Origin of the sequence: Streptomyces hokutonensis, from assembly GCF_042751305.1 — a bacterium.
Lineage (GTDB): Bacteria > Actinomycetota > Actinomycetes > Streptomycetales > Streptomycetaceae > Streptomyces > Streptomyces hokutonensis_A.
The window spans coordinates 284,634-298,722 of record NZ_JBHYWD010000006.1 but is presented as its reverse complement, the minus strand read 5'-3'; the positions used below and the strand labels follow the sequence as shown (position 1 = coordinate 298,722).

12 protein-coding genes are annotated in these 14,089 nt (G+C 70.4%); 2 read left to right on the top strand and 10 right to left on the bottom strand.

Going from position 1 to position 14,089, the window contains the following annotated elements:
• The first annotated feature begins 98 nt into the window (after positions 1 to 98).
• Entirely contained in the window at positions 99 to 713 is a 615-nt protein-coding gene (locus ACFXC1_RS18910) for a nucleotidyltransferase family protein (protein WP_381244052.1), read from the top strand.
• Between the two features lie 258 nt (positions 714 to 971).
• Here the strand turns inward: ACFXC1_RS18910 and ACFXC1_RS18905 are convergent, their stop codons facing one another.
• Entirely contained in the window at positions 972 to 1,127 is a 156-nt protein-coding gene (locus ACFXC1_RS18905; RefSeq protein ID WP_381244050.1) for a hypothetical protein, read from the bottom strand.
• A gap of 131 nt (positions 1,128 to 1,258) precedes the next feature.
• Positions 1,259 to 1,978 carry a pyridoxamine 5'-phosphate oxidase gene (pdxH, locus tag ACFXC1_RS18900; RefSeq protein ID WP_381244048.1) on the bottom strand — a complete coding sequence of 240 codons (720 nt, stop codon included), beginning with the start codon at positions 1,976 to 1,978 and terminating at the stop codon, positions 1,259 to 1,261.
• 152 nt (positions 1,979 to 2,130) lie between these two features.
• On the opposite strand from pdxH, the gene ACFXC1_RS18895 reads away from it, so the two are divergent.
• Positions 2,131 to 3,237, top strand: coding sequence for a citrate synthase 2 (locus ACFXC1_RS18895; RefSeq protein ID WP_381244046.1), 1,107 nt, complete (start codon positions 2,131 to 2,133; stop codon positions 3,235 to 3,237).
• An 81-nt stretch (positions 3,238 to 3,318) separates the two neighbouring features.
• Here ACFXC1_RS18895 and ACFXC1_RS18890 read toward each other — a convergent pair whose 3' ends face one another.
• From ACFXC1_RS18890 to ACFXC1_RS18855, 8 genes are all read right to left on the bottom strand, one after another.
• The gene (locus tag ACFXC1_RS18890) at positions 3,319 to 3,936 is read right to left on the bottom strand and encodes a TetR/AcrR family transcriptional regulator (RefSeq protein ID WP_381244044.1); all 618 of its coding nucleotides are present in this window, start codon (positions 3,934 to 3,936) and stop codon (positions 3,319 to 3,321) included.
• Complete coding sequence (locus ACFXC1_RS18885) at positions 3,924 to 4,658, bottom strand: enoyl-CoA hydratase family protein (RefSeq protein ID WP_381244042.1); 735 nt, start codon at positions 4,656 to 4,658, stop codon at positions 3,924 to 3,926. Before ACFXC1_RS18885 ends, ACFXC1_RS18890 begins: the two co-directional genes overlap by 13 nt.
• Positions 4,655 to 6,232 carry a 4-coumarate--CoA ligase family protein gene (locus ACFXC1_RS18880; RefSeq protein WP_381244041.1) on the bottom strand — a complete coding sequence of 526 codons (1,578 nt, stop codon included), beginning with the start codon at positions 6,230 to 6,232 and terminating at the stop codon, positions 4,655 to 4,657. The genes ACFXC1_RS18885 and ACFXC1_RS18880 overlap by 4 nt, the downstream gene beginning before the upstream one ends.
• Positions 6,233 to 6,271: 39 nt before the next feature.
• Complete coding sequence (locus ACFXC1_RS18875; protein ID WP_381244039.1) at positions 6,272 to 7,402, bottom strand: acyl-CoA dehydrogenase family protein; 1,131 nt, start codon at positions 7,400 to 7,402, stop codon at positions 6,272 to 6,274.
• Positions 7,403 to 7,470: 68 nt separating this feature from the next.
• A complete protein-coding gene (locus ACFXC1_RS18870) occupies positions 7,471 to 9,321 on the bottom strand; it encodes an acetyl/propionyl/methylcrotonyl-CoA carboxylase subunit alpha (protein WP_381244037.1) in 1,851 nt (616 codons plus the stop codon).
• Between the two features lie 8 nt (positions 9,322 to 9,329).
• A complete protein-coding gene (locus ACFXC1_RS18865) occupies positions 9,330 to 10,928 on the bottom strand; it encodes an acyl-CoA carboxylase subunit beta (protein ID WP_381244036.1) in 1,599 nt (532 codons plus the stop codon).
• Positions 10,925 to 12,625: an acyclic terpene utilization AtuA family protein gene (locus ACFXC1_RS18860; protein ID WP_381244315.1), complete on the bottom strand. Its 1,701-nt coding sequence runs from the start codon at positions 12,623 to 12,625 to the stop codon at positions 10,925 to 10,927. Before ACFXC1_RS18860 ends, ACFXC1_RS18865 begins: the two co-directional genes overlap by 4 nt.
• 11 nt (positions 12,626 to 12,636) lie before the next feature.
• On the bottom strand, positions 12,637 to 13,437 hold the full coding sequence (locus tag ACFXC1_RS18855) for a TIGR03084 family metal-binding protein (RefSeq protein WP_381244035.1): 801 nt from the start codon (positions 13,435 to 13,437) through the stop codon (positions 12,637 to 12,639).
• Positions 13,438 to 14,089 lie beyond the last annotated feature (652 nt).

Genomic DNA, 14,089 nt, shown 5'->3' with positions numbered 1-14,089 from the left:
CCATCATTCAACTCGAACGTGACGCAGCACACACCGCGTTCCCAAAGATTGAGGGAATCGTTGTACGGCACCGCTTCCGGCACCGGCACACTCGACCGATGCCCGCCCGCCTCCCCCTCGACGAACAGCTCACCGCGCTGCGGACGACGCTGTCCCGCAACGGAACCCTCCTGGAGGTCCTCGACCGCGCCGCGGCCCTCGACCTCCCCGACTGGTACCTCACCGCGGGCTGCCTCTTCCAAACGATCTGGAACACGGTCACCGGCCGTCCCCCCACCCACGGCATCAAGGACTACGACGTCTTCTACTACGACGCCACCGACCTCTCCTGGGAGGCGGAGGACACGGCGATCCGCGCGGGCCGCGAAGCCTTCGCCGGCCTCCCCGCCGAGGTGGAGATCCGCAACGAGGCCCGCGTCCACCTCTGGTACGAGCAGAAATTCGGCACCCCGTGCCCTCCGTACGACTCCGTCGAATCCGCGATCGACTCCTTCGCGTCGACCACCTGCTGCCTCGCCGTACGCCTCGAGGAGGACGGCACCTGGCGCGTCTACGCCCCGCACGGCCTCTCCGACATCTTCAACCTCGTCGTACGCCCGAACCCGGCACAGGCCCCCCAACAGGTCTACGAGACGAAGACGGCCCGCTGGCGGAAGTCCTGGCCGGAGCTGACGGTGCTGCCGTGGCCTATGCCGTCCGCGAAAAGCGGTTGATCCGTCGGCAGGGGGTTCTTAGGGTGGCGAGTACTTCGGAAAGGAGGTGGTTCGGCAGATGTATGGATACCGGACGGAAGAGGTGGCTGCGGGCTAGTGGCCCGCCGTCGTACTCGGTTCGGCGCCGGGCCCGCGTGTGTGAGTTGCGCGCAACCGGCCTAACCCAACGCAGTCACCCGACCCGCGAGCTCGCCGGTACGTCCGGCCGGCTCCCCCGCCGTGAGGCGGAGGGACCTGAGCTCGCGGGTCGTCTGCGTGTCAGGGGCAGCAGCCAGAGGTGCCGGTGCTGTGGCCGGCCCGCCGGTCCAGGGAGACGACAGTGCCCGGGGCGCGGTCCGCGCCCGTCAGGAACGAGACCGACACCCCGGCGAGAATCAGTCCGACGGTCAGGAACAGCGATCCGAACGTGATCACTCCGATGAGGATCCATCGGCGGGCGCCCAGCCCGCCCGACTGAAACCGAAACCGAATCCGCACGTCGTCCCTCTCCCTCGCTCCCCCGGCCGAAGCCAGGGACCTTGTCCCAAATCCAGGGCCAGGAGTGTTCAGGGGCTGAGCCGCTCCACCCGCCAGCTGCCGTCCTGTTCGGCGGTGTAGCGGAGGCGGTCGTGGAGGCGGTTTTCTCGGCCCTGCCAGAACTCGACCGTCTGGGGGGCGATGCGGAAGCCGCCCCAGTGGGGTGGGACCGGGACCTGTTCGCCCTCGGGGTAGCGGGTGGTCAACTCGGCGTAGGACGACTCCAGTTCGGTCCGGGAGGCGATCACCGAGGACTGGGCGCTGGCCCACGCGCCGAGCTGGGAACCGTGCGGGCGGGTGCGGAAGTACGCGGCGGTCTCGTCACGGCCGGTGCGGCGCGCGGTGCCGGTGACCAGGACCTGGCGGGCCATCGGGTGCCAGGGGAAGAGCAGGGAGACGTAGGGGTTGGCGGCGAGTTCGCGGGCCTTGCGGGACTCGTAGTTCGTGTAGAAGACGAAGCCCTGCTCGTCGTAGTCCTTGAGGAGGACCGTGCGGGAGCTGGGGCGGCCCTCGGGGTCGGCGGTGGAGACGACCATGGCGTTGGGCTCGTAGACGAGGTCCTGGAGCGCCGCCTCCTCGAACCAGCGGCCGAACTGGGTCATGGGGCCGGGCGCCAGGTCCCGCTCGTCGAGGCCCTCCGCCCGGTACTGCCTGCGCATCGCGGCGGGGTCGAGGCGGGGGTCACGGGCGGCGGAATCGGGGGCGGTGGCTTCACCGGCGGTGGGATCGCGGTCGGTCACGGCGGTCATCCTGCCGTACGGCGGGTGCGGCCACGAGTTCGGGTGGCACTCAGTGCCGCAGACCTCCCCTTGGGTGGCACCCGGCGTTATGGTGCTGCTGTCTCTATCTTCGGCCCGCGAGTCCCGAGCGACCGTGGAGCCACAGCATGAGGAGCCGCCTGATGTCCGACCCCGGCTTTGTACCTGGACTCGAGGGAGTCGTCGCGTTCGAGACGGAGATCGCCGAACCGGACAAGGAAGGCGGCGCCCTGCGGTACCGGGGCGTCGACATCGAGGATCTGGTCGGGCACGTCTCGTTCGGCAACGTGTGGGGGCTGCTCGTCGACGGCGCCTTCAATCCCGGGCTGCCGCCCGCCGAGCCGTTCCCGATCCCGGTGCACTCCGGTGACATCCGCGTCGACGTACAGTCCGCGCTGGCCATGCTCGCGCCCGTGTGGGGCCTCAAGCCCCTCCTCGACATCGATGAGGAGCAGGCCCGCGACGACCTCGCCCGCGCGGCCGTCATGGCGCTGTCCTACGTCGCCCAGTCCGCGCGCGGGCAGGGCAACGCGATGGTGCCGCAGCGGGAGATCGACAAGGCTCAGTCCGTTGTCGAGCGGTTCATGATCCGGTGGCGGGGCGAGCCGGATCCGAAGCATGTCGCCGCGGTGGATGCGTACTGGACGTCCGCCGCCGAGCACGGCATGAACGCGTCGACCTTCACCGCTCGGGTCATCGCGTCGACCGGGGCGGATGTCGCCGCCGCGCTGTCCGGTGCCGTGGGCGCCATGTCCGGGCCGCTGCATGGTGGTGCGCCGTCCCGGGTGCTCGGGATGATCGAGGAGATCGAGCGGACCGGGGATGCCGAGGCGTATGTGCGGCAGGCGCTCGACAAGGGTGAGCGGTTGATGGGGTTCGGGCACCGGGTGTACCGGGCCGAGGATCCTCGGGCGCGTGTACTGCGGCGTACGGCGCGGGAGTTGGGGGCGCCTCGGTTCGAGATCGCGGAGGCGTTGGAGAAGGCCGCGCTTGCCGAGCTGCACGCTCGGCGTCCCGACCGGGTGCTCGCGACCAACGTCGAGTTCTGGGCGGCGATCGTGCTCGACTTCGCCGAGGTGCCGGCGCACATGTTCACTTCGATGTTCACGTGTGCGCGGACGGCGGGGTGGTCGGCGCACATTCTTGAGCAGAAGCGGACGGGGCGGCTTGTGCGGCCGTCCGCGCGGTATGTGGGGCCTGCCTCGCGGGGGCCTGAGTCGATCGAGGGGTTTGGGGATATCGCCCACTGAGAGAGGTGGATCGGTTCGTGGGCGACTGCGGGTCCGTGGGGGCTGGTCGCGCAGTTCCCCGCGCCCCTAAAGACAAAAGCCTCAGCCCAAGGTGTCCTCCAACAGGACAGACCACTGAGCCACCACTCGCTCCCTGCGCCCCCTGTCGTCCGTGAGCAGGTTCGCCAAGCCCAGACCCCTTGCCATGTCCAGGAGGCCCTGGACCGTTTCCCGTACGCCCGGCTTGGACTCGTCCGCGCCCAGCAGGTCCACCGCGATTCTGTGGGTCTCTCGGCCCACCTTCGCCTCCAGCTCCGTTACCCGAGGGCGGAGTTGGTCCTCGTTCGAGGCCGCTACCCACAGATGCAGGGCCGCTCGGAACAAGGGGCCCGTGTAGAGGCTGACCAGGGCCTCTACCACTGCCCGGCGGTCTTCCGCGCCCTCCGGGAACAGGGCCCGCAGCGCCGTGGAGCGTTCCTCGGCCACGTACTCGACCGCCGCCGTGAAGAGGTCCTCGCGGGTGGGGAAGTGGTGTTGGGCGGCGCCTCGGGAGACGCCGGCGCGTTCGGCCACGACGGCTACCGTGGAGCCTGCCCAGCCGTGTTCGGCGAGGCAGGACACGGCGGCCTCCAGGAGGCGCTGCCGGGTGGCCCGGCTGCGGTCCTGCTTGGGTCTGCGGTCGACCGTGCCCGGCGCGGGCGCCGCGCTCACACCAGCCATGCGGGATCCCGTCGTTCGAGGAAGGCCGTCATCCCCTCGCGGGCCTGCGCGGAGGCGAACAGCCGTGCCGAGAGCGCGGTCAGGTCGGCCGCGTCCCGGTCGAAGGTTTCCAGCACCCTAGCCGTGAGCAGCCGTTTCGTCTCGGCCAGGGCCTCGGGGGCGGAGCGGCGCAGGCCGTCGAGGATGGGGGCGAGGGACTCGTCCACGTCCTCTCCCGCTGTCGTCAGCAGGCCGATGCGGGCCGCTTCCGGCGCGTCGAAACGCTCGCCGGTGAGGTAGTAGCGGGCCAGGGCGCGGGGGTCGGTGCGGGGCAGGAGCGGGAGGGAGATCACCGCCGGGGCGACCCCGATCCGTACCTCCGTGAAGGCGAAGGTGGCTTCCCCGGATGCCGCCGCGATGTCGCAGGCCGCGAGGAGGCCGAGGCCGCCCGCCCGTACGTGGCCGGTCACTCGGGCGACCACCGGCTTGGGTACCTCCACGATCTGGCGGAGCAGGGCCACCAGCGCGTCCGGGGGCGGCGGGTTCCGTAGGTCCGCGCCCGCGCAGAACGTGTTCCCCGTGTGGGTCAGGACGATCGCCCGTACGTCCGTGTCCTTGGCGCAGTCGGCGAGGGCGTCCGCCAGCTCGGCCACCAGGGGCGCCGACAGGGCGTTGCGGGTGTCCGGTGAGTCCAGGCTCAGGGTCTCGATGCCACGTGTGCGGGTCCGGCCGATCAGGGTCATGAGCGGCCTCGGAGTTCGCGGCGCAGGATCTTGCCGGAGGCGGCGCGCGGGACGGCGTCGATGAAGGTGACCCGGCGGACCCGTTTGTAGGGGGCGACGCGTTCGGCTACGTACATCATGACCTCGCCTTCGGTCGGTTCGGGGAGGTCAGCGGCCGTGCTCTGGCGGACCACGTACGCGTGCGGGACCTCGTTGTTGTCCTCGTTGTACTCGCCCACGACGGCCGCGTCGGCGATGCCGGGGTGGGTGAGCAGGAGGGCCTCCAGTTCGGCGGGGGCCACCTGGAAGCCCTTGTACTTGATGAGTTCCTTGACCCGGTCTACGACGAAGGTCCAGCCGCCGGCGTCCACATGGCCGACGTCACCGGTGTGCAGCCAGCCGTCCCCGTCGATCATCGCGGCGGTGTCGTCGGGGCGGCCGAGGTAGCCCTTCATCACCTGGGGGCCTCGGATGAGGAGTTCGCCGGTCTCGCCGATGCCGAGGTCCTTGTCGGGGTCGTCGAGGGAGACGATCCGCATCTCGGTGCCGGCGATGAGTTTGCCGACCGTGCCGGGGGGCGCCGTGGACATGTCCTGTACGGGGACCACGTGGGTGCCCGGGGACAGTTCCGTCATGCCGTAGGCCTGGCCCACGGGCGGCAGGCCCAGGCGCTGCGAGCAGGCGGCGGCGAGGTTCGCGTCGAGGGGGGCGGCGGCGCTGATGATGTACTTCAGGGACGAGAGGTCGTACTGCGCGACCGCCGGGTGTTTGGCCAGGGCCAGGACGATCGGCGGGGCGACGTAGAGGCCGGTGATGCGGTGGTTCTCGATGGCCGCGAGGAAGGTCTCGAGGTCGAAGCGGGGCAGCACCACTACCGCGGCGCCCTTGCGCAGGGGTGCGTTCATCAGGGCCGTGAGGCCGTAGATGTGGAAGAACGGCAGGACGGCGAGGATGCGGTCGCCGGGGCCGGTGGGGACCGCGGGCTCCAACTGGGCCAGGTTCGTGGCTATTTGACTGTGCGTCAGCATGACGCCCTTGGGGACGCCGGTCGTGCCCGAGGAGTACGGGAGGGCCGCGACGTCCTCCACGGGGTCGATGTCGACCACCGGCTCGGGGAACGTCGAGGCGAGCATGTCGGCCAGCGAGCGATGTCCGGGCGCGCTGTCGCAGACGAATATCTCCTCGACACCGCCCGCGAGTTCGGCCGCGCGGCGGGCCGTCTCCAGGAACGGTGACACGGTGACGATCCAGCGGGCCGCCGAGTCCCGCAGCTGCTTGGCGAACTCCTCCGGCGTGGCGAGCGGGTGCACCGTCGTGACGGCGGCACCCGCGCGCGTGGCGGCGTAGAAGGCCAGCGGGAAGGCGACCGTGTTCGGGCTGTGCAGCGCGAGGACGTCCCCTTTTCCCACGCCCGCCTCGGCGAGCCCGGCCGCGATGCTGCGGTGGAACCGGTCCACCTGGGCGTACGTGAGGGTCGTGCCGTCCGTGCCGTCGATCAGCGCGGGCTCGTCCGCGAACTCCGCGGCCCCGCCCAACACCGCGTCGTGGATGGGGAGTTCTATGGCCGGGACGTCTGCGTACTCGCTGCGGAACATGGTTCCTCCTGGCACGAACGGGCATGGACCGCCGAGTGGCTAGTACGACTTGGGCAGGCCCAGGGTCTGGTGGGAGACGTAGTTGAGAATCATCTCCCGGCTCACCGGAGCAATACGAGCCACACGCGCGGCAGTTATCAACGACGCGAGCCCGAACTCCCGCGTGAGGCCGTTCCCGCCGAGCGTGTGCACCGACTGGTCCACGGCCCGCACGCACGCCTCCCCCGCAGCGTACTTGGCCATGTTCGCCGCCTCGCCCGCGCCGACGTCGTCCCCCGCGTCGTACAGATACGCCGCCTTCTGCATCATCAGGCGCGCCAGTTCGAGGTCGATGTGCGCCTGTGCGAGCGGGTGCGCGATCGCCTGGTGGGCGCCGATCGGGGCGTCCCACACGGTGCGGTCGCGTGCGTACTCGACGGCGCGGGCGAGCGCGTAGCGGCCCATGCCGATCGCGAAGGCGGCCGTCATGATGCGCTCGGGGTTGAGGCCGGCGAAGAGTTGCAGGAGGCCCGCGTCCTCGTCGCCCACGAGGGCGTCGGCGGGCAGGCGCACGTCGTCCAGCGTCAGCTCGAACTGCTTCTCCACCGCCTGGAGTTCCATGTCGATCTGGCGGCGCGTGAAGCCGTCCGCGTCGCGGGGGACGATGAACAGGCAGGGCTTGAGGCGGCCGGTTCGGGAGTCCTCGGTGCGGCCGACGATCAGCGTCGCGTCGGCCAGGTCCACGCCGGAGATGAAGACCTTGCGGCCGGTGAGCAGCCAGTCCGTGCCGTCCCTACGGGCGGTGGTGGTGATGCGGTGGCTGTTGGAGCCGGCGTCGGGTTCCGTGATGCCGAAGGCCATGGTGCGGGTGCCGTCGGCGAGGGCGGGGAGCCACGTCTGTTTCTGTTCTTCCGTGCCGAAGCGGGCGATCACGGTGCCGCAGATCGCCGGGGACACGACCATCATCAGGAGGGGGCAGCCTGCTGCTCCCAACTCCTCCAGCACGATGGAGAGTTCGGCGATGCCGCCGCCTCCGCCGCCGTATTCCTCGGGGAGGTTGACGCCCAGGTAGCCGAGTTTGGCTGCCTCGGACCAGAGTTGCTCGCGGTCGTAGGTGCGGCCGTGGCGCTTGCCGAGGGCGGAGACGGCTTGGCGTAGGGCCTTGTGTTCTTCGGTTTCGGTGGTGGGCATCTGGCTCCTTCGTTGTGGCTGGTCGCGCTCGCGCGGCGGTAGCCGCAAACCGATACGGTCCCGCGCCCTTAGGTGGGCTGGACTACCGCTAGTAGAGAGGCGACCTGGACCTGTTGACCCAGCACGGCGTGCAGGGCCGTCAGCGTGCCCGCAACCGGTGCCGTGATCTTGTGTTCCATCTTCATCGCCTCCAGCCAGATCAGGGGCTGTCCGGCGGTCACGGCGGCTCCTACGGCCAAGTCCTCCGCGACCCTCACCACCGTGCCCGGCATCGGTGCCAGCAGGGAGCCGGGGGCCAGTTGGGCAGTCGGGTCGGGGAAGCGGGGGAGGGCGGTCAAGGTAGTGGTGTTCACGTACACCTGGTCGGTGCCGTAGCGCGCTACCTCGAACTTCCTTTGCACGCCGTCCACTTCGAGTACGACGAGACCCGCGTCCGCGTGGATGACGCGTACCCCTTCCGCGGTCAGGCCGTTCCTCGTGTGGTGGTAGTGGACCTCGTGCTCCTCGCCGGCCATGACGTAGCGCTTGGTCTGTGGCTGGGACGTGAGGTTGCGCCAGCCGGCGCCGAAGCGGGAGCGGCCGTGGCTGTCGGCGAGGGCGGCCGCGAGGGGGGCGTACGGCTCCGGGGTCGGCTCGGTGAGTTCGGTGAGGTGGCGGTCGTAGAAGCCCGTGTCCATCGTGCCGGTCGTGAACTCCTTGTGGCGCAGGGAGCGTACGAGGAGGTCGCGGTTGGTGAGGGGGCCGTGGATCGTCGCGCGGTCGAGGGCTCCGGCCAGTTTGCGGACGGCTTCCGCTCGGGTGGGGGCGTGGGCCACGATCTTGGCGAGCATGGGGTCGTAGTGGACGCCGATGTCGTCGCCGTCGGTGTAGCCGGTGTCGAGGCGGACGCCGCCCGGGACGGCGAGGCGGTGCAGGGTTCCGGTCTGGGGGGTCCAGTCGGTTGCCGGGTCCTCGGCGTAGAGGCGGGCCTCGATGGCGTGGCCTTGGGGGTGGGGAGGGGCGGCCTCCAGGGGCTCGCCCTCCGCGATCCTCAGTTGCAGGGCCACCAGGTCGATGCCGAACACGGCCTCCGTGACGGGGTGTTCGACCTGGAGGCGGGTGTTCATCTCGAGGAAGTGGGGCCTGCCGTCGGGGGAGATGAGGAACTCGACCGTTCCGGCGCCCTCGTAGGCGACGGCGTGGGCAGCGCGGGTGGCCAACTCGCGCAATTCTTCTGTGAGTTCATCGGTGAGGCCCGGTGCCGGGGACTCCTCGATCACCTTCTGGTGGCGGCGTTGGAGGGAGCAGTCGCGGGTGCCGAGGGCCCAGACCGTGCCGTGGGTGTCGGCGAGGATCTGTACCTCGATGTGCCGGCCGCCCTCGACGTAGGGCTCGACGAAGACCTCGCCGTCGCCGAAGGCGCTGGTGGCCTCGGCTCGGGCGGCCGTCAACTCGGCGTCGAGGTCGGCGAGTTGGCGTACGACACGCATGCCGCGGCCGCCGCCGCCCGCCGCCGCCTTCACCAGGACGGGGAGGTCGGCCTCGGTGACGTGGTCCAGGGAGGCGATGCCCATGAGTTCCTTGGCGCGGGTCTTGGAGGCCATGGCCTCGATCGCCTCGGGGGGCGGGCCGATCCACACCAGGCCTGCGTCCAGGACGGCGCGGGCGAAGTCGGCGTTCTCGGAGAGGAAGCCGTAGCCGGGATGGACCGCGTCCGCGCCCGCCGCGACGGCCGCCTTCACGATCAACTCGCCGCGCAGATACGTCTCTTGGGGCGTCGCTCCGGGCAGCCGTACCGTCGCGTCGGCCACGCGTGCGTGGAGTGCGTGCTCGTCGGCGTCGGAGTGCACGGCGACGGTCCGGATGCCCAGTTCGCGGCAGGTGCGGAAGACCCGGCAGGCGATCTCGCCCCGGTTGGCGACCAGTACTGTCGAAATCACGTGATCCCTCACATCCGGAAGACGCCGAAGCCACCGCGCGCGCCCTCGAAGGGCGCCGTGTGGAGGGCGGACAGGCACAGGCCGAGGACGGTGCGGGTGTCGCGCGGGTCGATGACACCGTCGTCGTACAGCCGCCCCGACAGGAACATCGGCAGGGACTCGGACTCGATCTGCTGCTCCACCATGGCGCGCAGCGCCGCGTCCGCCTCCTCGTCGTAGGGCTGCCCCTTCGCCACGGCCGACTGGCGGGCGACGATCGACAGGACGCCGGCGAGCTGTTGGGGGCCCATGACGGCGGACTTGGCGCTGGGCCAGGCGAAGAGGAAGCGGGGGTCGTAGGCGCGCCCGCACATGCCGTAGTGGCCGGCGCCGTACGAGGCGCCCATGAGGACGGAGAGGTGCGGTACGCGGCTGTTGCTGACGGCGTTGATCATCATCGCGCCGTGCTTGATGATGCCGCCCTGCTCGTACTCCTTGCCGACCATGTAGCCAGTGGTGTTGTGCAGGAAGAGCAGCGGGATGTCGCGCTGGTTGGCCAACTGGATGAACTGGGCGGCCTTTTGGGACTCCTGGCTGAAGAGGACCCCTTGGGCGTTCGCCAGGATGCCGATCGGATAGCCGTGCAGGGTGGCCCAACCGGTCACCAGGCTGGTGCCGTAGAGGGGCTTGAACTCGTCGAAGTCGGAGGCGTCGACAAGGCGGGCGACGACCTCGCGGGGGTCGAAGGGGGTTTTGAGGTCCCCCGGGACGATGCCCAGCAGCTCGTCCTCGTCGTACTTGGGGGGTGCGGCCGGGCCCGGATCGCCGTACGCCTTGCGGTGGTTGAGGCGGGCGACGACGCGGCGGGCCTGGCGCAGGGCGTCCTGCTCGTCGACCGCGAAGTGGTCGGCAAGGCCCGACACGCGCGCGTGCATCTCGGCGCCGCCGAGCGACTCGTCGTCGCTCTCCTCGCCGGTCGCCATCTTCACGAGGGGCGGCCCGCCGAGGAACACCTTCGCCCGCTCCTTGACCATGATCACGTGGTCGGACATGCCGGGGATGTAGGCGCCGCCGGCGGTCGAGTTGCCGAAGACGACCGCGATGGTGGGGATACCGGCGGCCGAAAGGCGGGTCAGGTCGCGGAAGATGGCGCCGCCGGGGATGAAGATCTCCTTCTGGGACGGGAGATCGGCGCCGCCGGACTCGACGAGGCTGATGCAGGGGAGCCGGTTGGCGAGCGCGATGTCGTTCGCGCGCAGGGCCTTCTTCAGCGACCAGGGATTGCTCGCACCCCCGCGCACGGTGGGGTCGTTGGCGGTGATCAGACACTCCACGCCTTCCACCACCCCGATACCGGTGACGAGCGCGGCGCCTACCGCGTAGTCGCTGCCCCAGGCGGCGAGCGGCGACAGTTCGAGGAAGGGGGTGTCGGGGTCGAGCAGCAGCTCGATGCGTTCGCGGGCGAGCAACTTGCCGCGTTTCCGGTGCCGTTCGAGGTACTTCGGCCCGCCGCCCGCGAGCGCCTTCGCGTGCTCGGCATCGAGCTCGGTGAGCTTGGCGAGCATGGCCTCGCGGTTGGCCCGGTAGTCGGGACCGTTGACGTCCACGGCGGACGGAAGGACGGTCACAGCAGGGCCTCCGGAATGTCCAGTCGACGGGAACGCAGCCACTCGCCCAGGGCCTTGGCCTGCGGATCGAAACGGTGCTGGGCGGCGACACCCTCGCCGAGAATGCCCTCGACGACGAAGTTGAGGGCACGAAGGTTGGGCAGCACATGTCGCACTACCGTGAACTCCTCGGTCTCCGGCAGGAGTTGGCGGAACCGTTCCACGGTCAGCGCATGGGCGAGCCAGCGCCACGCCTCATCCGTACGCGCCCACACCCCCACGTTGGCGTTCCCTCCCTTGTCGCCGCTACGGGCCCCGGCGACCAGACCAAGGGCCGCCCGCGCCGTGGGGCCGCCAGGCGGAGGCTCGGGGAGGGCAGGCTGTGGAACGTCTTCCAGTACGAGGGTGTCGTGGGCCGGGGCCACAGCAACCCGGCGCCCGTCGTGGAGGACGGCCACATGGTCGACGGCACCATGGGGGACATACACATCGTCGAAGACGCCATAGGGCGCTCCCTTTCCAGGTGGGGTGAGCACATGGAAGCCCGGGTAGCTGGCCAGCGCGAGCTCGACGGCGGCCGCACTCAGCGCCCGCCCGACGACCTCCTGATCGGCGTCCCGGACGACAAGCCGAAGCAGCGCACTGGCGGTCTCCTCGGTCGGCGCGTCGGCGTGATCTGTACGGGCGAGATCCCAACGAAGTTCACCGGGCCGGGACTTGGCGTTGCCGAACGCGAGGTCCATCTGCTCCCGCACGAGAGCGGCCTTGCGCTCGATGTCGAGCCCGGTGAGCACGAAGGTGACCTCGTTGCGGAAGCCGCCCAGCCGATTGAGACCGACCTTGAGCGTCGGCGGCGGGGCCTCCCCCCGCACCCCCTCGATCCGCACCCGGTCGGGCCCGTCCTGGCCGAGCCGGACGGTGTCGAGGCGGGCGGTGACATCGGGACCGGCGTACCGCGCCCCCTGCGTCTCGTAGAGAAGCTGAGCGGTGACGGTACCGACGTCGACGACTCCCCCCGTGCCGGGATGCTTGGTGATGACGGACGAACCGTCCTCATGGATCTCGGCGAGCGGAAAGCCCGGGCGGCGCAGCCTCTCCGCCGGGTGCTCGGCGAAGAACGCGTAGTTGCCGCCGGTGGCCTGGGTCCCGCACTCCAGCACATGTCCGGCGACCACGGCACCCGCGAGCCGGTCGTAGTCGCCGGCCCCCCATCCGAAGTGGGCGACAGCGGGACCGGTCACCAGGGCCGCGTCGGTGACCCGCCCCGTGACCACGACATCGGCCCCCGCGCCGAGACAGGCGGCGATACCGAACCCGCCGAGATAGGCATGCGCGGCGAGTGACCCCGGATACCGGGCGACGAGATCGTCCCCCTCGACATGCGCGACCCGCACGGTTATCCCCAGCCGGTCGGCCAACTTCCTTACGGCATCGGCGAGTCCGGCCGGATTGAGCCCGCCGGCGTTGGTGACGATCCGCACCCCGCGCTCGTGGACGAGGCCGAGGCACTCCTCCAACTGCTTCAGGAAGGTACGGGCGTACCCGGCACCCGGGTCCTTGAGCCGGTCCCGCCCCAGGATGAGCATGGTGAGCTCGGCGAGATAGTCGCCGGTGAGGACGTCGAGCTGTCCACCGGTGAGCATCTCGCGGAGGGCGTCGAAGCGGTCGCCGTAGAAGCCGGAGGCGTTGCCTATTCGGAGGGGCGCGGGGTGGGACATGGGCTGGGGGCTCACTGGTCGGCCCCCTTCGACTTCGGCTGCCGCCCGGGGCCGGGTGGTCCCGCGAAAGCCTGGGCGATGTCGAGCCATCGATCCGCATCGGGACCTACGGCCTCCACCGCGAGGTCGGCGCGGTGGGCTCGCTGAGTGACGAGAAGACAGAAGTCGAGGGCGGGCCCGGTGACGTGCTGCGGGGCGTCGTCGGGACCGTAGGCCCACAACTCGCCTGACGGTGCGACGAGTTCGACCCGGAACTCCTCACTCGGCGGCGTCAGCCCATGCACACCGAAGGCGAAGTCCCGCGCCCGTACTCCGATGCGCACCACATGCCTGAGCCGGTCCGTGGGCGTCCTCACGACACCCACCGCGTCCGCCACATCCTGGCCGTGGGCCCAGGTCTCCATGAGGCGACCGGTGGCCATGGAGGCGGCCGACATGGGTGGGCCGTACCAGGGGAAGCGGGTCTTTGCGGGCGCGGCGTACAGGGCAGCCAACAGGGCCGTCCGCCCGGCCCGCCAGTCGGCAAGCAGCTGAGCGGGAGGCTTCTCTGCACCCTCCTCCGCGCCCTGGTCCACGAACGACTCGGGGGCAGCGAGCGCCTTCTCCACCAGCGCGCCGAACGCCTCCTCGTCCGTCACGGCGAGCAACGCCGAGTGGTCGGTCCAGGCCAGATGGGCGATCTGGTGAGCGACGGTCCAGCGGGCGGCGGGAGTCACGACCGCCCAGCCCTCCGGGCTCAACTCGGCTACCAGCCGGTCGAGTTCGTCGCTCTCCTCACGCAGGTCGTCGAACACGTGCGTCGGATCGGACATGGGGGCAGCATGGCAGGGCCGCCAGAAACAATCAAGCGTGCTTGCATTATTTGGTGGGGAGGGTGAGGTGGGGTGGGGGGGGTGCTTGCGTGTGTTGTGAGGGTGCTGTTGGGCCACTCGCTTCTTGTCAGTGTCGGGCTTCCGCGGACCGAGTAAAGGGCGCTGCGCTTCGCTCCGCGTCGCCTGCGGCGATGGCCCTGCGGGCCACCCTTGACTAGGTCCGCTGCAGCCCGTTCGAGAAGCGAGCGAGTGGCCGGGAGGAATGGGGGGCCGAGGTATGCCCACCCTTCACGTCGGCTGCGTAGTCGGCCGGTGTTGGGGGCGCGTCCGCGTCTCGGCGGCGCGCCGGGCCGGTTCAGCGTCCAACCGCTGGTGGGGGGCGGGTGGCGGGTGGTGGATGGTCGTCGGTGCGTGGCGAGTGGTGCCTGGTGGGTGGTGGTGATGGGCTGATGGGGGCAGCCAGGAGGGTGGGCGGGATCCCGGGACGGACCCGGCGGGCGGCGGGTTGGGGTGGCGGCCCGCTTCTGCCCCTCTCCCTGACCATCGTCTTCCTCATGAGCCCCATGAGCCCATAGGGCCCATGAGCCCTATGGGGCCGCATGCTCGTGCGCCGCCCCGACCCACCACCCCTCTGGAAGCTGTGGTCTTTTCT

Bases quoted from the DNA above. Each gene is read 5' to 3' on its own strand.
- ACFXC1_RS18910 (WP_381244052.1), top strand. From the start codon at position 99: ATGCCCGCCCGCCTCCCCCTCGACGAACAGCTCACCGCGCTGCGGACG.
- pdxH (WP_381244048.1), bottom strand. From the start codon at position 1,978: ATGACCGCCGTGACCGACCGCGATCCCACCGCCGGTGAAGCCACCGCC.
- ACFXC1_RS18895 (WP_381244046.1), top strand. From the start codon at position 2,131: ATGTCCGACCCCGGCTTTGTACCTGGACTCGAGGGAGTCGTCGCGTTC.
- ACFXC1_RS18890 (WP_381244044.1), bottom strand. From the start codon at position 3,936: ATGGCTGGTGTGAGCGCGGCGCCCGCGCCGGGCACGGTCGACCGCAGA.
- ACFXC1_RS18885 (WP_381244042.1), bottom strand. From the start codon at position 4,658: ATGACCCTGATCGGCCGGACCCGCACACGTGGCATCGAGACCCTGAGC.
- ACFXC1_RS18880 (WP_381244041.1), bottom strand. From the start codon at position 6,232: ATGTTCCGCAGCGAGTACGCAGACGTCCCGGCCATAGAACTCCCCATC.
- ACFXC1_RS18875 (WP_381244039.1), bottom strand. From the start codon at position 7,402: ATGCCCACCACCGAAACCGAAGAACACAAGGCCCTACGCCAAGCCGTC.
- ACFXC1_RS18860 (WP_381244315.1), bottom strand. From the start codon at position 12,625: ATGTCCCACCCCGCGCCCCTCCGAATAGGCAACGCCTCCGGCTTCTAC.
- ACFXC1_RS18855 (WP_381244035.1), bottom strand. From the start codon at position 13,437: ATGTCCGATCCGACGCACGTGTTCGACGACCTGCGTGAGGAGAGCGAC.